This window comes from Candidatus Phytoplasma pyri, assembly GCF_046600495.1.
GTDB classification, from domain to species: Bacteria; Bacillota_I; Bacilli_A; order Acholeplasmatales; family Acholeplasmataceae; genus Phytoplasma; species Phytoplasma pyri.
Window position 1 is genome coordinate 210,691 of sequence record NZ_JBKIOZ010000001.1, and the last position, 19,313, is coordinate 230,003.

At 19.7% G+C, this 19,313-nt stretch carries 16 protein-coding genes; 14 read left to right on the forward strand and 2 right to left on the reverse strand.

Going from position 1 to position 19,313, the window contains the following annotated elements; translation table 11 throughout:
• The first annotated feature begins 208 nt into the window (after positions 1-208).
• The 6 genes from nrdE to ACLHHF_RS01090 all read left to right on the forward strand — a co-directional run bounded on the left by nrdE (position 209) and on the right by ACLHHF_RS01090 (position 8,574).
• Positions 209-2,701, forward strand: coding sequence for a class 1b ribonucleoside-diphosphate reductase subunit alpha (nrdE, locus tag ACLHHF_RS01065; RefSeq protein WP_411307980.1), 2,493 nt, complete (start codon positions 209-211; stop codon positions 2,699-2,701).
• Positions 2,702-2,739: 38 nt separating this feature from the next.
• The gene (gene nrdF, locus ACLHHF_RS01070) at positions 2,740-3,786 is read left to right on the forward strand and encodes a class 1b ribonucleoside-diphosphate reductase subunit beta (protein WP_411307981.1); all 1,047 of its coding nucleotides are present in this window, start codon (positions 2,740-2,742) and stop codon (positions 3,784-3,786) included.
• Between the two features lie 867 nt (positions 3,787-4,653).
• On the forward strand, positions 4,654-5,319 hold the full coding sequence (locus tag ACLHHF_RS01075; protein WP_411307982.1) for a coiled-coil domain-containing protein: 666 nt from the start codon (positions 4,654-4,656) through the stop codon (positions 5,317-5,319).
• A gap of 101 nt (positions 5,320-5,420) precedes the next feature.
• Positions 5,421-6,401 carry a hypothetical protein gene (locus tag ACLHHF_RS01080; protein WP_411307983.1) on the forward strand — a complete coding sequence of 327 codons (981 nt, stop codon included), beginning with the start codon at positions 5,421-5,423 and terminating at the stop codon, positions 6,399-6,401.
• A gap of 73 nt (positions 6,402-6,474) precedes the next feature.
• Positions 6,475-7,698 carry an ATP-binding protein gene (locus ACLHHF_RS01085; RefSeq protein ID WP_411307984.1) on the forward strand — a complete coding sequence of 408 codons (1,224 nt, stop codon included), beginning with the start codon at positions 6,475-6,477 and terminating at the stop codon, positions 7,696-7,698.
• A gap of 33 nt (positions 7,699-7,731) precedes the next feature.
• Positions 7,732-8,574: a hypothetical protein gene (locus ACLHHF_RS01090; protein ID WP_411307985.1), complete on the forward strand. Its 843-nt coding sequence runs from the start codon at positions 7,732-7,734 to the stop codon at positions 8,572-8,574.
• Between the two features lie 511 nt (positions 8,575-9,085).
• Here the strand turns inward: ACLHHF_RS01090 and ACLHHF_RS01095 are convergent.
• Both ACLHHF_RS01095 and ACLHHF_RS01100 read right to left on the reverse strand, forming a co-directional pair.
• The gene (locus ACLHHF_RS01095) at positions 9,086-9,457 is read right to left on the reverse strand and encodes a hypothetical protein (RefSeq protein ID WP_411307986.1); all 372 of its coding nucleotides are present in this window, start codon (positions 9,455-9,457) and stop codon (positions 9,086-9,088) included.
• 528 nt (positions 9,458-9,985) lie between these two features.
• Positions 9,986-11,035 (reverse strand): GNAT family N-acetyltransferase, encoded by a 1,050-nt coding sequence (locus tag ACLHHF_RS01100; protein WP_411307987.1) that lies wholly within the window; start codon positions 11,033-11,035, stop codon positions 9,986-9,988.
• Between the two features lie 175 nt (positions 11,036-11,210).
• Here ACLHHF_RS01100 and ACLHHF_RS01105 point away from each other — a divergent pair, with 175 nt between their 5' ends.
• From ACLHHF_RS01105 to ACLHHF_RS01140, 8 genes are all read left to right on the forward strand, one after another.
• A complete protein-coding gene (locus ACLHHF_RS01105) occupies positions 11,211-11,720 on the forward strand; it encodes a hypothetical protein (protein WP_411307988.1) in 510 nt (169 codons plus the stop codon).
• A gap of 195 nt (positions 11,721-11,915) precedes the next feature.
• A complete protein-coding gene (gene glyA, locus ACLHHF_RS01110) occupies positions 11,916-13,175 on the forward strand; it encodes a serine hydroxymethyltransferase (protein ID WP_411307989.1) in 1,260 nt (419 codons plus the stop codon).
• 218 nt (positions 13,176-13,393) lie between these two features.
• The gene (rpmE, locus tag ACLHHF_RS01115; protein ID WP_411307990.1) at positions 13,394-13,603 is read left to right on the forward strand and encodes a 50S ribosomal protein L31; all 210 of its coding nucleotides are present in this window, start codon (positions 13,394-13,396) and stop codon (positions 13,601-13,603) included.
• Between the two features lie 51 nt (positions 13,604-13,654).
• Positions 13,655-14,239 carry a thymidine kinase gene (locus ACLHHF_RS01120; RefSeq protein ID WP_411307991.1) on the forward strand — a complete coding sequence of 195 codons (585 nt, stop codon included), beginning with the start codon at positions 13,655-13,657 and terminating at the stop codon, positions 14,237-14,239.
• Between the two features lie 17 nt (positions 14,240-14,256).
• On the forward strand, positions 14,257-14,712 hold the full coding sequence (locus ACLHHF_RS01125; RefSeq protein ID WP_411307992.1) for a nucleoside deaminase: 456 nt from the start codon (positions 14,257-14,259) through the stop codon (positions 14,710-14,712).
• Between the two features lie 170 nt (positions 14,713-14,882).
• Positions 14,883-15,515, forward strand: a complete 633-nt coding sequence (locus tag ACLHHF_RS01130; protein WP_411307993.1) for a hypothetical protein — start codon at positions 14,883-14,885, stop codon at positions 15,513-15,515.
• A gap of 27 nt (positions 15,516-15,542) precedes the next feature.
• On the forward strand, positions 15,543-17,414 hold the full coding sequence (mnmG, locus tag ACLHHF_RS01135) for a tRNA uridine-5-carboxymethylaminomethyl(34) synthesis enzyme MnmG (RefSeq protein WP_411307994.1): 1,872 nt from the start codon (positions 15,543-15,545) through the stop codon (positions 17,412-17,414).
• A 604-nt stretch (positions 17,415-18,018) separates the two neighbouring features.
• Positions 18,019-18,462 (forward strand): Spx/MgsR family RNA polymerase-binding regulatory protein, encoded by a 444-nt coding sequence (locus ACLHHF_RS01140; protein ID WP_411307995.1) that lies wholly within the window; start codon positions 18,019-18,021, stop codon positions 18,460-18,462.
• Positions 18,463-19,313 lie beyond the last annotated feature (851 nt).

Here is a 19,313-nt window from a genome sequence, read left to right on the forward strand (position 1 = left end):
AAATAAATATTTAGTAATTATAATAAAAAACATTCTTAATAGAGTGTTTTTTTATTATAATTATTTTTTATTTTTTTAAAAATTTTAGTTAATTGAATATTTTGATTTTGTTATTATTTTTAAATACTATTTTAACTATGATATAATATTAATATAATATTTTTAAATATGTAAATTAATATAAATTTTTGTCCGGGGGATTTATAAAATGATAAAAATTGTTTATGATGGTTTAAAGTATGGTCAAGTTTATAATATGGCAAAAAATTTAAATTATTCTTTTTATCATGTAAAAGACCATTTATATAATTTAGAACTAAAAGAACATTTGATAAATGGTCTTCCTATTTTTCTTATTACTAAAAGTGTAAATTTTGGTGAAATTCCAAATGAAACTAAAATTTTTTTAGATAAACATTCTGCTTCAACTATAGGTGTTGCTGTTTCCGGAAATAAAAATTGGGGTTCTAATTTTGGTATGGCAGGAGATTTAATTGCTTCTAATTTTAAAATTCCTTTAGTTTTAAAGTTTGAAGGTAGTGGTTTTGAAGAAGATGTTTTGTATTTGAAAAAATGGTTATCTAATTATATTTATAAAAATGGTCAAAAAAATGTGATTCCTAAATGGATTATGTTGAATAATCAAGTTATTGATGAAAACGGGAATATTAAAGATTTAAAAAAAGATGAAGAAGCATTAGAAGTTTATTTGAAAGAAGAAGTAAAACCGAAATTAAAATATTTTTCTAGTTTAAAAGCTAAAATAGAATATTTATTAGAAAATAATTATTACGAAAAAGATTTTTTTAATCATTATACTTATGAACAAATCAAAACTATCTATCAAATAGCTTATGCCGAAAAATTTCAATTCGCTAGTTTTATGGGTATTTTTAAATTTTATAATGATTATGCTTTAAAAAATAGAAATAAAACCAAATATTTAGAAACTTATGAAGATCGTTTAGTTATTAATGCTTTGTATCATGCCCATGGTGATTTTGGGTTAGCTAAAAAATTAATCAAATCATTAATTCAACAAAATTTCACTCCTGCTACTCCAACTTTACTTAATAGTGGAAAAAAATATCGTGGCGAATTTGTTTCTTGTTTTTTAATTGAAGGTGGTGATTCATTAAATGATATTGCCCGTATTTTTGAATTTTCGATGCAACTTTCGAAAATTGGTGGCGGAGTTTCCATTAATTTAAGTAATTTAAGAGCCAAAGGCGAAACAATTAAAAAAAATGCTAATGTTTGTAAAGGAGTAGTTGGAGTTTGTAAATTACTGGATCATGGGTTTCGATATGCTGATCAAATGGGTCAAAGAAATGGTGCTGGGGCAGTTTATTTAAATGTTTTTCATGCCGATATTAAAGATTTTTTAAATACTAAAAAATTAAATGCTGATGAAGATGTGCGAGTTAAAACTTTATCGCTTGGAGTTGTAATTCCGGATAAAATGTTAGAATTAGCTAAAAATAATGAAATGATGTATATATTTTATCCGCATACTGTTTTTTTAGAATATGGTCAAAATTTTGCTGATATTAGCATTGATATGGATTATTGGTATGATATTTTAGTTAAAAATCCAAAAATTAAAAAGAAAATTATTAATCCGCGTAATTTATTAGATTTAATTGCTCAATTACAAGGTGAATCGGGTTATCCTTATATTATGTATTCTGATAATGTTAATAAAAATAATATGTTGAATTTACCAATTAAATTTTCTAATTTATGTACCGAAATTTTACAACCGACCGTTACTTCTCATTATGCTGATTATGATAAAAGAGAAGAAGATAAAATTGGCATGGATATTTCTTGTAATTTATCTTCTGGTCATATGGGTAATATGATTAAAAATAACGCCATTAAAGAAACAGTGTTTATGGCGATGGAATTAATGAATTCCGTTGCTTTAAATACTAATATTTCTTATGTTCCGGGAGTTGCCAAAGCTAATCGTTTAAATCGTAGTGTTGGCTTTGGAATTATGGGTCATCACGAATTTATTGCTAAGCATTATATTTTTTTTGGTAGTGCTGAGAATTTAGATTTAATCGACGTATTTTTTAACGCTGTTAATTATTATAGTTTATTACATTCCATGCAAAAAGCTAAAACTACTGGTGAAAAATTTTTTAATTTTGCTAAATCTAAATATGCTGATGGGAGTTATTTTAATAATCGCGGCGAAATTTTACCAAAAAGCACTAAAGTAAAAAATATTTTTAAACATATTAAATTACCTAGTAATCAAGATTGGGCCGAATTGAAAAAAAACGTGATTAAATATGGGCTTTATAATTCGCATCGTTTAGCAATTGCGCCGAATGGTTCAATTGGTTATATTATGAGTACGACGCCATCTTTAACTCCAATTAAACAATTAATTGAAGAAAGAACTTATGGAAATTCGAAAACCTATTTTCCGGTTCCTGGTTTAGAACAATTTTCTTTTATGTATGAAACTACTTATAAAATGAATAAATATCGTTTAATTGAAGTTATTGCCACCGCTCAAAAACATATTGATCAAGGCATTTCCTTTGAATTAGGCATTACATCGGATATTACCACTAGGGAATTACAAAAATATTATTTATATGCCCATTATCAAGGTATTAAAACTTTATATTATACGCGAACTCAAAAATTAAAAGTTAATGAATGTGAAGCTTGTGGGGTTTAAATAAAATAATTAAAAAATAAAAAAAAGAAAGTTTAAAAATGGAAAATAAAGATATTAAATATATTGGTGCCAATTGGAATCAATTAGAAGATCCTTATACTCATTTTTTTTATGAACAAAATTTAAGTCAATTTTGGCGTCCTGAAGATATTAGTTTACAAGGGGATTTACAAACTTGGAAAAATTTAAGTAAATTTGAACAAAATATTTATTCTAAAAATTTATTAATTTTAACTTTTTTAGATACTTATCAAGGTGATAGTGGGATGCTTATTATTTCTTCTTCATTTACAAAAGAAGAACATCAAAAAAAAGCGACACTTAATTTTATGGGTGCAATGGAAAATGCAGTGCATGCCAAAAGTTATTCAAATATTTTTATGACTTTATTAAATAGTAAACAAATTGATGATTTATTTTTGTGGGGCAGTAATCAACAACATTTACAAAATATTATTATTAAAATTATTAATATTTATGAAAATTTGGAAAAAAAAATTTTTCAACGTAAATATAATGATGAAAATATAACTGATTTAATTTTTAAAAAATATCAATGGAAAACTATGGTTGCTTCGGTTTTTTTAGAAACTTGGCTATTTTATAGTGGTTTTTATTATCCTTTATTTTTTTATAGTCAAGGTAAATTAATGCAATCAGGTGAAATTATTAATTTAATTATTCGAGATGAAAGTGTGCATGGAGTTTATATTGCTCGATTAGCTTTAAATATTTATAATTCTTTAGATAAATCAACTAAAGATGAATTATCAACATGGATGTATGATTTATTAAAATATTTTTATAAAGAACAGACTGCTTTGGTAAAAAGTGTTTATAATGAACAAGGTTTAGTTAATGATGTTAATAAATTTGTACGTTATAATGCTAATAAAGCTTTAATGAATTTAGGTTTTAATCCTTATTTTGAAAAAGAAGAAGTAAATCCTGTGATTTTAAACGGTTTGAATACTGAAACTAAAACTATGGATAACTTTTCTATGAAAGGTAATGGTTATCAAAAAATGAGATCTGAAAGTTTACAAGATGGTGATTTTGTTTTTTTTGAACCAAAAATTAATTAAATTTATTTTTTTTTAAAAATCTATTTACATCATTTTTTAAAATTTAATTTATTAGATCGATATTTTATCGATCTTTTTTTTTTTTAAAAAAAAGAATAAAAAATGTGATTAAATTTTTTATTTTTTTAAAAACTAATTTATTATATTATTAAAAAATTTAAATGATTTTCAACCTTCGAACTACAAAAATTTGATTTAATAAAGTTAGAATAATTATTAAAAAAATATAAAAAACTAATTTTATTGCTTATTTTTGTATTTTAGTTAAATGTAAAAAAACGTTTAATTAATGAATTTCATATTATTAAGATCTATAAAAAAAATATAATTATTAGTAATTTTTTTAAAACACGATTAATAAATTTTATTTAGCATTAATACAAGAAAATTAATGTAATAAATTATTTTTATTTTTTTAAGAAACTTTAGTTTTTATAATATTATGATGTTATTTTTATCATTTCATTTGTAATTGAAATTTTTTTATGTTAACATGTAAATATAAAGTTAAATATTATTAATAAAAAAGCATTTTATTTTTATTATTTACGCGATTTATTATAAAAATTTTTTTAAAAAAATAATTAAAATAACTTGAATTTCAAAAAAACTTTATCTTTTAAATATTTTTAAATATGATTAAAATATATTTTAAAATTAACATTATTTATAAAGAAAGAAGGTAAATATAAATTTGAAATTAAAAAATTTTTACCACCACAAGTAACCAAAAAAAAACCTAAAAGAAAAAAGACAAAAAAAAATAATAATTCTTTTATATTTTACATATTTAAAATAGTTAAAAGTATATTAATTTTATTTCATATTTTTTTATTTTCTTTTTTTAATTTATATCTTTTATATAAAATGCCTGGTAATAATTTTATAAAAGAAAATCCCATTTCTTTTGTAAAAAAAATTGATGAAGTATTAGAAACAGTCGGAAATTCAACATTACAAAGCACAAAAAACGATCTTTATGAAAAAATAAATTCTTTACAAAATGAAAAAAAATCTTTACAACAAGACATTGATAAAACAGACGAAAGATTAGAAAACAAAAAAAAAAGAATTATTGAATTGCAAGACGAAATAAATTCACAAAGATCATCCTTAAAAGAGATAAAAAAAGAATCTATAAATGATATACAAAAAGAGATACAAAATCAAACTGAAATATTAACAAAATTAAAAATAGAACGAGAAAATTTAACATTGAAACCACAAGTAACAGAAACTGTTTCAGTACAAAATCCTCCTTCTGATCAATCAATAGAAGAAAAAATAAAAAAAGATAAAATAAAATTAAAAAAATTCAAAAAAGAATTAAAAGCAAAAGAAGAAGAAGAATTAAAAAAAATCCAAGAAGAATTAAAAAAATTCAAAGAAGAATTAAAAGCAAAAGAAAAAACAAATCAATATATTTTAATAATTATGACTATTTCTTTTACTTTTATTTTTACTATTTCTTTACTTATTGGTTTAAATAAAATTAAAATTTTGGGATATGAAAGGAATATGAAAAAAAAATAATTATTTCAAAATAAATTAAAAATTAAAACTATAATTAAAATAAAAAAAGCTAAAATTAATTATTTCAATATAAAAATAATTTATGAAATAAAGAGTTAAATATGAATAAAATTAAAAAAATAAAATATATGTTTATTTCTTTTTTTTTATTTTCTTTGTTATTAATACAATCAACATTTATTGCTTCCGCAAATAATTATGAAAAAAAAATTGAAGTTAAATTTGAGATTTTAGCTAAAAATGAATTTGATTATAAAATAATGTATCAAAAATTGTGGGAAGAAATTTGTATTCGTAAAGGCTATAAACAACAACATACTACTACTAATGAAAAAATAATGAATGATACCAATTTTTTAGATGAAGGTTTTACAAAAATTTTTAAAAAAGATACATTTTATACTTCTCAAGAAATGTTTCAAGAAATGTTAATTCAATTAGAACAAAAAGAAGGATTTTTAAAAGAAATTTTTAAAGAATCAGAAATAAAAAAAAATAAATACACTTTGCATCAAATAATGCAATATTTATATTTTAAAAATAATGATAATTATAAAAGAATTGATAAATATATTATTAATGAAAAAAATAAACAATATATTATTAATGAAAAAGAAAAATATATTATTAATGAAAAAAATGATAAATTTGATTGTAAAACAGATATATTATTAGTAATTGATGTAAAAGATAAAAAATTTAAATTTTCGTTGAGAAGTACTATTTGGGAAGATTTTAGAGTTTTTGATTTAATTCAGTTTAAAGATGATGTTTATATCATGGATTTTAACAAATATAGAGATTTTGCAGAAGAAGAAATAGTAATTAAAAAAAAACCAATTAATGAGATTCCCAAATTAGAACTTGAAGATGAAACTAATAAAAAATTTAGAGGTAAATTAAAAAATCAAGATCAACAAGAAGAAATATACTATTTTAACACAATAGAAATAAAAAAAGAACAAGAAACATTATTAAAATATGAAGAAATAAGAAAAATTTTAGAAAATTCACAAACATTAGAGTCAAAACAAGAGGAATTTAAAAAATTTCTTAATAGTAGATTATATCCAAATAATTAATTTTTATTTAAATAAAAAAATTTTAAATAAAAAATATTAAATAAATAATTATGGGAAGAAGAGTTGATACTTCTTGAAAAAAAAAAAATTAAAATTTAATATATATAATATTATTTTATTTTTATTGTTAATTATTATTGCTATTTGTGCTTTATTTTATATATTACAAACATTGGGATTTTTAGATTTTAATAAAAAAAAATCTAAAATAGAATCAACCAATTCAATAAAATTAGATGATGATACATTAGAAGAAATCGAAAAATATTTAAAAAAATATTATAGAGAATATTATGAAAATTTAAAATCATTACAAAATCAAACAAATGAAAATTTTAAGTCCCAAATGCAAAACATTGTCACACAAATGGGAGGAGAAAATATTAATGAAAATTTAACAGAATATGAAGAAGAAATAGATAAATTGATATGTAGAGTTGGTGATTCTAAATATCAAAAACTAATGGGTTTAGACGAATTAATTGGTTTACAACAAGAAAAATCAGCTCTAAGTGATTTACAAACTTGCATGTCTTATTCTATTTCTTTACGAGAATTTAAACAAAAACCTCCAACTGGAGTTATTTTTCATGGAGTTCCGGGTACAGGAAAAACAACACTTGCTAGAGCTCTTGCTAAAACAACAAATTTTCACTATATTGAGATTGATGGAACTAATTTTCAAAAATATAATACTAAAGAAGGCATTAAAATGGTAAATGCTTTATTTAAAAAAACACAAAGTATGGATGGAGGAGTTATTGTTTGTATTGATGAATGCGAAAATACTTGGGGTAGTTTGAAAAAAGCTGAAAACCAATCTACTAAAAATATTGTTACAAAGTTTAAAAATTCTTTTACTTCTATTGAAAATCAAAATAATCAAAAACAAGTTTTTTGGATTGGAACAACAAATCATTTAGAAGATATAGACAATGCTATTTTATCTCGTTTTGATTACAAAATAGAAGTAAAACCTTTAGATTTACAAAGTCGAAAAAAATATTTTAATCAAGTACTTATTCAAAAATTAAAAAGAGATAATTTAATATCAGAAGATGCAATTCGTTATTTAATTGATACAATAGCGAATGAAATTGAAAATTTTCCTGAATTACAAACATTCCGTGATATGGAAACATTTATAAGAATATCAATTATTAAAGCAATTAAAAGAAATAAGGAAAATTCTGCAACACCAAAACAAATTATTATGGAAGATTTACGAGATGTTTTTATTAATAAACAGCAAGAAATAATGGATCAAAGAAAATGGCAAATAAAAAATACAAAATAATTTAAAAAAAATAAAAAAAGAAAGAAGTAAAAAATGGTTAAAAATAATAAAAAAATTATCAAGCAAATCATAATTATATTATTATTGACTTTGCCTTTAATAATCATTATATCTGTTTCTGGAACTCTTATGGCAAATTATCAAAGAATGTTAAAAGCAAATATTGAAATAACAAAAAGACCACCTGTTAGTGAAAGAAAAAAAGACAGCGAATTCATAATTAAAGAAACTGATGAAAGTACACATTCAATAGGATGGGAAAACCATGGGAAGACTTCATTAAACACAAACGAGGGAACTATTTTATTTGTTGAAGATTATCCTAAACTTAAAAATGATGGAAAATTTACAAAAGTTTATGAAATACAATTAGCTGACCATGTTCGTGCTCAAACTAGTTTAAATGTTGTTTTAGACAACATAACTCAATTTAAAATTATGAAAAAAAATTCACAAGATTCAACAACAGAAATGCAAGAAGAAGATTGCCAATATTTGGAAATATTAAACCACACTTGGGAGTTTTCAGAAAATAATGGCCAAACTTTTACTGTAACAAACTCTATACAACAAGATTCAAATTCACAACAAATAGGATTAATACAAGGAGGCGCTACAAAGTTACAAGGAGAAAATAAAGTTTTTTCTAAAGAAGACGTACAAAGAAATTCTAGTTTATATGAAAAATTTAAAGATCAATATAAAAAAAGTCGCAAAATAAAATTAAAAATTGAATTTAAAATTGATGAGGCACTAATGGAAAATAGTGGCGTTTGGAATGAAAAAAGTCCATTTTTAACAGAACAAAAATCAATAAAATTATTAGCAGCAATTAATTTACATACTAAAGAAGCAGTTGAAGGTACTTTCAAATAAAAATAATAAACATAAAAATATTAAAGAAAAAACAAATTTTTTTCTTTAATATTTTTTATTTAAAATTATTTATTTATCTATTATTTAAAAAATAGTATGATTAATTAAATTATAATAAATTTTTTTAATATTTATAAAAATAAAATAAATCAAATAATGAATTTATTTTTTAAAAATTACTATTTTTTTATATTTTAATCGTATTATAATAATTTTTTTATAAAAACTATTTTAATATCATTTTTAATTTTATTTTTTTGATAATTTATTTTTTATTGTAAATTTTTATTAACAATAAAATTAATTGATAAATTAATAAAAGATTAATTTTCATTTTTTACCCAAATTTAATTCTATGTTGTTAAAATTAACATATTTGGTTCAATTTAGATAACAAAAAAAGCTAAACTGTTTTAAAAAACAGTTTAGCTTTTTTTGAACTATAATTTATTTTGTATTTTTAAATATTGCCGAAAAAATTTGTTATTATAATAATATATTAAAATAATTTTTATAATATATGGTTATCTTTTCGAAATTTATTACTTTCTTCTTCATTCACGTGTCGAAATTCATGTATTAAAATTAAAGGTTTTGGTCCTTCTTCATTATTAATTAAAATTTCACATTCTAAAACTTTAATAATTTGTTTTGGTTGTAAAAAGAATTCTGGATTATCTTCATCTATATGAGTAAATTTTACTATTAACTCTTTTTTTAAATTATTATTGATTAATTTTAAAGAAGAATAACAGGATTCAGGGATGGTATTAGTAAACCATTCTTTTTTGGGCATTTGATTATGTTTATAATATCTTGCTTGAATTTCTAAAAGAAAATTTTTAATTTCTTGATGTTGGTTTTTTTCTTTTTGAGATAACATTATTTTAATAATTCTCCTTATTTTTATATTTTTTTATTATAATATATAAATATTTATTATTTTTTTAAAGTATTTTTTTGTTTTTGATTATTGATTTTTTAATTAAGTTAAAATATATTTGATTATTAACATTAATGTTTAAAGCTCTTTTATTAAAGTTAGAATATATTTTATTTGGTATATCTAAAAAACTATAAAAAAAATAATAAATATAATTTAAATAATGTTCTAAATAACAATAAAAAACATAATTTATCATTATACATAAAATTGATAATATAATAATTGTTTTATGTAATTTATATTTTAAATATTTATATATAAAATTATATATACACATCATCCTCCGATTATTTAAAGGCAAAATATTATTAAATTATTATTTTAATTGTATTTATTATTTTAAATATACATTATAAATTTAAAATAATTTGTTTAACATAATTTTAACATATAATTTTTAAAATTTCTACTAATTTAATTAATTTTTGTAAATAAAATTAAAATTTTTTGATGTTTTTTATTTTATTAATATTGTTTATCAACTAATTTCATTAAATCAACATTATTTTTATATTCTAAATAATTTAATTTTTTTAAATAATTTAAAGTTGTTTCCGGGATTAAAGATGATAATTTATCAAATTGACCTAAAACAAATAATTTTCTAACTTGAGTAGCTGAAATATATTTATTTTTAAATTTAAGTCTCGGAAATATAATTAATTCTAGATTATTTTGTTTTAAAATATTTTTCATAGTATTATTATAATGATAAGTAGTTAGAGAATAAGGTTCTTCTCCAACAAATCTTTTTTTAACTTTTAAAGCTTTGGCAATGTAATTGATAAAAATATACGTATCTAAAATAGTTTGTTGTTTAATAACTTCTTCTGTAGAAGGTAAAAAATAAGAAGGGAAAACATTTTTAGATATTAAGTAATTGCTACCTTCTAAAACAATTACATTTTTTATGTTGTTTACCCCTAATTTAACCATTTCTAAACGTTTTTGATAATCAAAAAAAGATCCTTCTTCTTTAACTACAATAAGATAAATGATGTCACTTATTTTTAAAGATTGTTTAATTAAATATTCATGTCCTTTGGTAAAAGGATTAGCATTAATAACAATAATTCCACTATTAGAAGATATTTTAGTTTGATTGTGAAGATAATCAATATATTTTAAAAATAAATCATGTCTGTTAGTAAAAAAACCAAAATTTTCATTACCATAAATTAATTCAAAACCTAAATTTTTAAAAATAAAAAAATAATCATTTTTGGTAAAAACAAAAACTTCATTAAAACCTTTTTGATAAATTTTTTCTATCATAAAAGTAATTAATTGATTAGCAATATTGTGGTTTTGATATTCTTGGGCAATCGCTAAACATTTTAAATTGTTACGATATCTGCCGACTGTCCCAATAATTTCTTGATTTTCCGCAAAAATTACTCCAAAATCATCAACAATATCTTTTTTCAAACCTTGGTTTTTTAAAAAATTATTAATTTTATATAAGTTTTTTTTATCACTAATTAAAATATATTTAATTTGGGGACATATCTCCATTTTATTTGACCACCTTATTTAATAATTTATTTAAACTTTTAAATAAATTATAACATTTTTTAAAATAAAATTTAAACTAAATAATTTAATTTTGTTATAATATAATTGTTAAAATTAGATTATAAAATTTAAAATTACTCAAATTTCAAAATAGAGAGTGGGTTTTTATAAAAAAATGAAAAAAATTTTTAATAAAAAGTTTTATTTTTTAAATAAATTTTTTATTATTTTAATTTTATTTTTTATTAATTATAATCAAAATATATTATATATTTGTGCCGCCGTTGAAGAGAAAGAATTAACAAAAAACATTGATTTATCTATAGAAAAAAATTTAGAAAAAGAAAAAACACCATCCAAACCAGAAAAAATAAATCAAAATAATAATAAAATGTATGCTTTTTTTGAAGTTATTACTAGTAAAAATCAAAATAAAATTAATCCTAGTGTAAATTTTTTATCAATGTCTGAGTTGCCCGAGACATCTAATTCACAAAACACAAATAATCCTTTTTACAATGAAATAAATTTATCTTCAGTTGATAATATTAATCCAGAAGTTATTGTTACGACAACATCTAATAATAATTTTAAATATAAAAATGTTTTAAAGTATTTATTATTAAGTGCAGTAAATATATTTTTTGGTTCTGTTGTTGTTTTTTTTATAAATTATTTTATATAAAATAATAATTAATTATTATAAAATATCATAATTTAAAAAATAAATTGATATAAAATTTATAATTTTAAAATGAAATAATATAATTAGACTATAAATATTTTCAATAGTCTTTTATTTATTTTTTTAATCTTTCTAAAATTATTTAATAAAATAAAAAAATAATATTTTTTATTAAAAAAAGAGGTTTTTTTAAGTATGAATCAAGAAATAAATAATTTTTATATAAAAGATCAAGAAATATTTGAACAAATTAAATTAGAAGAAAAACGTCAAAAAGAAACTATAAATTTAATTGCTTCGGAAAATTTTGTTTCACAAGATGTTTTAAAAACTCAAGGAACAATATTAACAAATAAATATGCAGAAGGTTATCCTGAAAAAAGATTTTATAATGGTTGTAATTATATTGATGAAATAGAAAAAATAGCTATTCAAAGAGTTACTGATCTTTTTAAAGCTAAATATGCTAATGTTCAACCTCATTCTGGTTCACAAGCAAACATGGCTGTTTTCCAAGCTTTATTAAAACCTAATGATAAAATTTTAGGTTTATCTTTGTCAGATGGTGGACATTTGACACATGGTAGTAAAGTAAATTTTTCTGGAAAGTATTATGAATCTTATTTTTATGGATTAAATCCTAAAACAGAAACAATTGATTATGAAGAAGTTGAAAAAATAGCTTTGAATGTTAAACCAAAATTAATTATTACAGGATATTCTTCATATTCAAAAATTATTGATTTTAAAGCTTTTCGTAAAATTGCCAATAAAGTTAATGCTTATTTAATGGCAGACATAGCACATATCTCAGGTTTAGTAGCTAGTGGTTTACACCCTTGTCCTTTAGAGGCTGAAGCTGATGTAGTAACATCAACTACACATAAAACTTTAAGAGGGCCCAGAGGAGGATTAATTTTAACTAATAGTAAAGAAATAATACAAAAAATTAATAAAGCTGTTTTCCCTGGTGGTCAAGGTGGACCTTTAATGCATGTAATAGCAGCTAAAGCTGTAGCTTTTAAAGAAGCTTTGCAATCTGATTTTATTAAATATCAAAAACAAATACTTAAAAATGCTTTCTTTTTTGCTGAAAATTTAAAAAAAAAAGGTTATCGAATAATTAGTAAAGGTACTGAAAATCATTTATTTTTAGTAGATGTAAAAAGTAAAAATCTAAATTTTACTGGTAAAAAAATATCTGATATTTTAAATCAAGTTAATATTGTAGCAAATAAAAATGTTATTCCTTTTGATAAAGAACCACCTCTTGTAACGAGCGGTATTAGAATTGGTACTCCTGCGATGACCACTAGAGGTTTTAAAGAAAATGAATTTGCACAAGTATCTGATTTTATTGATGAAGCAATAAAAAATCATAATGATTTAAATTATTTGAACCATTTAAAACAAAAAGTTATTACATTATCAAAAAAATTTCCTTTAAAAATATAAAAAATATTTAATAAAATAGTTAAAATATTCGATATTTTTAATTTAATAATAAAATATCATTTTTATTATGTTATAATAAATTTTGATGATATGTAATTTAATTTAATTATTGTTCTGACATTATTTATTTTTAATTTTAAAATAATATGAAATATGATTACTTAGTATTAAAAATAAATTTTCATAAAAATCTAGTTAATATAGGAGATTAGTGTTAAATGAAAAAAAAATTACACCCAATATTAAAAAAAATTTCATTAGTTTGTGCAACTTGTAAAAAACAACACGTTATTGATACTACAGTAGATAATATTCATATTGAGATTTGTGCTAATTGTCACCCTTTTTATACAGGAAAACAAAATTTTACTACAGTGGCAGGTCGAGTAGATAAATTTAATAAACGTTATCAAAATAAAACTAAATAAAAATTATTGTTAACAATAACTAATTATTTTAAAAAAATAGGATTTTAAAAAATGTCATATGATGAAAATAATTTAATTGAAATAATTTGTGGTCCAATGTTTGCAGGTAAAACAGAAAAACTAATAGAAATTATTAAAAAATTAAAAAATTTAAATAAAAAAGTATTAGTTTTTAAGTCTTATTTAGATACACGTTTTTCAAAAAAACAAGAATTAATATCACATAATCAAAATACTATAAATTCTTTTGTTATTAAAAAAAGTAAAGAAATTTTAGATTTTATTAAAAATGATACAGAAGTAATAGTTATTGATGAAGCACAATTTTTAGATAATCAAATAGTTGATATTGTAGATAGTTTAGCTAATAAAAATATAAAATTTATTATAGCAGGTTTAGATTTAGATTTTAGGGGTAAACCATTTGGATCAATGCCGAATTTACTCGCTATTGCTGATAAAGTAACAAAATTAAAAAGTGTTTGTTCTGTAAGTGGTAAACCAGCCAATAGAACACAGCGATTAATAAATCAAAAACCTGCTAAAAATAGTGAACCTATAATAATGACAGAAAAAAATAAAATTGTAAAATATGAGCCAAGAAATAGAAAATATCACGAATTAAAAAATAAATAGAATATTGAAAAAAAATTATGTTAAATGAAGACTTATTTTTTATGCAAGAAGCATTTAAAGAAGCTAAAAAAGCTTATTATAAAAATGAAGTTCCTGTTGGAGCTGTTGCTGTTTTGAATCATCAAATTATTGAAAGAACACATAATAATTGTGAAAAAAAACAAATTTTCTTTGGACATGCAGAATTTTTATTAATGATGAAATTAAACAAAAAATTTAAAAATCGTCGTTTAAATAAAATTAATATTTATGTTACTTTAGAACCTTGTCTTATGTGTGCAGGTGCATTAATTCAAACTCAAATAAACAAAATTTATTATAGTGTTAATAATTATAAATCCGGTTCTATTGATAGTATAATTTCTTTATTAAAATTAAATTATCCACATAAAATAATTACTGAATCAGGTCTTTTAGCTAAGGAAAATAAGATACTTTTGAAAAATTTTTTTAAAAATTTAAGAAATTGTTAATCAAAATAATAAACATAATAATAAATAATTTCTTGACATCTTGTACTTGAATAAATGAATAATGAATCTGGTCAGAACTTAATTGAAGCAGCCATAAATTATAAATTTATGTTAAAGATAACAAGATGTCAAGAAATTATTTATTATTGAAAAAACAAGAGGTTTTTTATATGAAATTATTTAATTTTAAAAAAAATAATAAAATAAAAATGTTAGATGTTATATTTAATTCTGTCGAAGGAGAACCTTTTAAAATTGAAGATTTTGAAAATGAAAAAGGTAAACATCGAATAGAGTTTTATTATATAGAACAGAGTAAATATAAAAACCCTTTAATAAATTCACGTCAATTTGTTGTTTATACAGCGGATAAAGGATTTTTTAGAGTATTAATAGATAAAGAATATTATAAAAATTTTAAAATTTTATATCAAAAAAAAATAAATATTATTTGGATTAATTTTATGATTTCTTTATTTGAAAAACAACTACAATTTCAAAAAAAATATTCTTTTTATGTTTTTATTAGTTTTATAATAAGTGTTTTGTTTTTGATTATAAATTGGAAATTAGACGTACTAGAAAATTATGCTTTTATAATAATATTATTATCGATTTTATTTCCTATTTTAGGTACTATTTTTATAACTAAAAAACAACAAAAATATTTTATATTATTAAAAAATGATAATTTAAATGAAACAATTAACAAAATAAAAAAAATTATAGGTTCTAAAGAATATGAAGAAATTTTAGAACAACAAAAAAATTATCAACCTAAATCTTTTAATGATGCAAAATAATCAATAAAAGGAGAAAATTTTATAGAAATGAATTATGATAGTATTGTTGTTGGTGGTGGTCATGCAGGAATAGAAGCAGCCTTAATTTTAGCGAAAAAAAACAAAAAAACTTTATTAATTACAGGAAGTTTAGAACAAATAGGTTGTTTACCATGTAATCCTGCAATTGGGGGACCAGCTAAAGGTGTAGTTGTAAGAGAAATTGATGCTTTGGGCGGTATTATGGGCCAAGCAGCAGATTTATCTCAAATTCAAATGAAAATGCTAAATAGTTCTAAAGGTCCTGCTGTTAGAGCTTTAAGAGCGCAAATTGATAAATTGAAGTATCCAAAAGTTATTTTAAAAATATTAAAAAAAACTAATAATTTAACTTTATTAGAAGGATTAGTAGAAGAATTAATTCTTAATAATAATCAAATTGAAGGAGTTAAATTAAATAATAAAAGTATAATTTTGGCCAAAACAGTAATTATTACAACCGGAACATATTTATCTAGTAAAATTTTTATAGGTGAAGATAAAATATTATCAGGACCTAATAATAATCCTACTAATTACGGAATTAGTAAACAATTAAAACAAAATAATTTTGAAATAATTCGTTTAAAAACTGGTACACCACCTAGAATTAAAAAAAATACTATTGATTATTCTAAAACTAAAATACAACATGGTGATGATATTTTTCAAACTTTTAGTTTTGATTCTCCTATTAACACAATGGGAAAACAAGAGCCTTGTTTTTTAACATATACTAATCAAAAAACTAATGATATTATAAATAAATATTTAAAACAATCATCTATGTATGGTGGTTATATTGAAGGGAAAGGGCCACGTTATTGTCCCTCAATAGAAGATAAAGTAGTTAGATTTTGTAATAAAAATCAACATCAAATTTTTATAGAACCAGAAAGTTTAAAGTTAAATGAAATGTATTTACAAGGTCTTTCGACAAGCATGCCTAAACACGTACAACATAAAATTTTAAAAACAATTTCGGGATTAGAAAATGCAGAAATTGTTAAATATGGTTATGCTATTGAATATGATGCTTTAAATCCTAATCAACTTTATCATAGTTTAGAAACTAAAAAAATAAAAAATCTTTTTTTTGCAGGTCAAATTAATGGAACTAGTGGTTACGAAGAAGCTGCTTGTCAAGGTTTAATGGCTGGAATAAATGCTAGTTTAAAAATAGAAAACAAACCACCTTTTATTCTGAAGAGAAATGAAGCTTATATTGGTGTTTTAATTGATGATCTTATTAATAAAGGAACTCATGAACCTTATCGTTTATTAACCTCAAGAGCTGAATTTCGTTTATTATTAAGACATGATAATGCAGATTTAAGATTAAAAAAATACGCTTACGAAATGTCTTTGATTAGTGAAGAAAATTATCAAAAATTTAAGACAAAAAAAGATAAAATTAAAGATGTTTTAAAACAAATAGAAAATTTACAAATAGAACCTAATGAAGAAAATTTAAGTTATTTATCAAAATTTAAATCTTCTTTAATTTGTGAAAAAACTAGTTTATCACAATTATTAAAACGACCAGAGATAAATACTCATTTTTTAAAATATTTTTTTAAAGAAAATATTGACCATTCTATTTTTGAACAAGTAGAAATTCAAACTAAATATCAAGGATATATAAAAAAAGCACAAAAAGAAGTTAATAAATTATTAAAATTAGAAGGTAAAGTTATTTCTACTAATATTGAATATCATAAAATTCATAATTTATCTAAAGAAGCACAAGAAAAACTAGATTTAATTAAACCTTATAATTTAGGTCAAGCATCAAGAATCTCAGGTATTAATCCTACTGATATTTCTATTTTAATGATTTATTTAGAAAATTATAAAAATAAAGTATCTTCTTTGGAATAATTTTAAATTATATTAAAAATAAAAATAATTTATTTTATTAAATAATTTGTTGAATAATAGAAACATAATTTAACAAAATGTAGTTTTACCAAAATTTTAATTTTTTAAAATTGAATAAATTTAACTCATTAAATCGATAAATATCGATTTTTTTTTTTTAAAAAAATGAAAAAATCAATAAATATTTTACGAAATAATAAAAAACTAAGGAAAAAAATCTTTTTTTAAACTATTTTTTTAAAAAATTATTTTTGAAGTATGATAATATATAATTTTAATTTTTTAATTTGATTATTGATTTTATTTTCATATTTTTTAAATAAAAAATTTGTAATCAAAATATAATAGTGATAGTCTAATAGTTAAATTATTAATTAATAATTATTTATTTTTTAAATTTTTCATAAAAATCAATACAATTAGCGACTAAATTTTAAAATTATTGTTATATTTTTTTTATATATTTGCCTATTAGTTGAATATTTTTTGTTTTTTGTTATAATTTTTTTCATATATTAATTATTATTTTAAATTTTAAATAATTTAATATTAAATATTTAAAAAATATGAATTAAATTATTATAAAGGAGAAGAAATATATAAATTGATTAGAATTTATACTAGTTTAAGTAGTTCTTCATGTAAGAAAGCTAAAAATTGGTTAGATGAACATAAATTGGATTATAAAGAGTTTAATTTAAATTTTTATAAAATTAATTATTTTGATATTAATTTTATATTAAAAAATACAGAACATGGTTTTACAAATATAATTTCTAAGAGGTCCAATATTTATAAAGAAAAAAAAATTGATTTTGAAAATTTAAATGTTATAGAGTTAAAAAATATTATTATTAAATATCCTAGTATTTTAAGAACACCAATCATTGTATGTGATAAAAAAATTCAAGTAGGATATAACAGTGATGATATTAGAATTTTTTTATCTAGAGATTTAAAACGTTATTTTATGAAAAATAAAAATTATAATAATTTTGAAGAATATCAAAAATTACTTAAATCTTATTTTTATAAAAAAAAAAAATAATTTAGATATTAAGTAATAATATTTTTTTATTTTATTTTATTGAAATATAATTTATTTTTAAAAAATAGCTATATCAATTATTTTTTTTCAACATCATTTATTATTTTTTTAATTTTTAATAATATTAATTAACATAATAATTATAAAATTTACAATTTAAATTAAAAATATTATAGAAAATATGTTTTTTATACAATTAATTTTCTAAAACATAAATAAATTTAAATTTATAATATAAAGTATAAATATATAAATTTTTTTTTAATCTTTATAAGTAAAAAACTTCATTAAACTCCTTAATAATATTTTCAACTAATAAAATTATTTAGAATATACTAAAATTTTTAAATTAAGAAATATTTTAAAAAAATATATTATTAATTTTTATAAAAACATTTATTTTATAATTTTTAGTAATTATATATATTAAATTTAAATAATTTTACATAAATTTTTAAAAATAAATGATTGAAATAAAATTTTTATTAGTAATTTTTATATTTATTATTAGAAGATAAAAAATAAAATATATTTTTTATCTTTTATATTGGATTTTTTAAAAAATTATTATATTTTATAATATACTTTTTTTAAATTTTAATTAAATCATTATTTAATTAATTTAAATTTTTAAAATTAATATTATTATAATTTTTATTATTTGATTATATTAATTATTTGTAAATAATATTAAAAAAATAATTTAATTTATGTTAAAATTACAATATCTAATTCAATTTTTATTTTTTAAATAATAAATTTTATAAAATAATAAATTATTGACATTGTTTTTTTTACATGTTATAATATATTTGCTTAAAGAAAATTTTTAATTTTTTAAAATAAAATAT

Excerpts from the sequence above, each read along its gene's own strand:
- ACLHHF_RS01090 (WP_411307985.1), top strand. The coding sequence starts at position 7,732 with ATGGTTAAAAATAATAAAAAAATTATCAAGCAAATCATAATTATATTA.
- ACLHHF_RS01100 (WP_411307987.1), bottom strand. The coding sequence starts at position 11,035 with ATGGAGATATGTCCCCAAATTAAATATATTTTAATTAGTGATAAAAAA.
- glyA (WP_411307989.1), top strand. The coding sequence starts at position 11,916 with ATGAATCAAGAAATAAATAATTTTTATATAAAAGATCAAGAAATATTT.
- rpmE (WP_411307990.1), top strand. The coding sequence starts at position 13,394 with ATGAAAAAAAAATTACACCCAATATTAAAAAAAATTTCATTAGTTTGT.
- ACLHHF_RS01105 (WP_411307988.1), top strand. The coding sequence starts at position 11,211 with ATGAAAAAAATTTTTAATAAAAAGTTTTATTTTTTAAATAAATTTTTT.
- ACLHHF_RS01130 (WP_411307993.1), top strand. The coding sequence starts at position 14,883 with ATGAAATTATTTAATTTTAAAAAAAATAATAAAATAAAAATGTTAGAT.
- ACLHHF_RS01120 (WP_411307991.1), top strand. The coding sequence starts at position 13,655 with ATGTCATATGATGAAAATAATTTAATTGAAATAATTTGTGGTCCAATG.
- ACLHHF_RS01080 (WP_411307983.1), top strand. The coding sequence starts at position 5,421 with ATGAATAAAATTAAAAAAATAAAATATATGTTTATTTCTTTTTTTTTA.
- ACLHHF_RS01095 (WP_411307986.1), bottom strand. The coding sequence starts at position 9,457 with ATGTTATCTCAAAAAGAAAAAAACCAACATCAAGAAATTAAAAATTTT.
- ACLHHF_RS01075 (WP_411307982.1), top strand. The coding sequence starts at position 4,654 with ATGCCTGGTAATAATTTTATAAAAGAAAATCCCATTTCTTTTGTAAAA.
- nrdE (WP_411307980.1), top strand. The coding sequence starts at position 209 with ATGATAAAAATTGTTTATGATGGTTTAAAGTATGGTCAAGTTTATAAT.
- mnmG (WP_411307994.1), top strand. The coding sequence starts at position 15,543 with ATGAATTATGATAGTATTGTTGTTGGTGGTGGTCATGCAGGAATAGAA.
- ACLHHF_RS01125 (WP_411307992.1), top strand. The coding sequence starts at position 14,257 with ATGTTAAATGAAGACTTATTTTTTATGCAAGAAGCATTTAAAGAAGCT.
- nrdF (WP_411307981.1), top strand. The coding sequence starts at position 2,740 with ATGGAAAATAAAGATATTAAATATATTGGTGCCAATTGGAATCAATTA.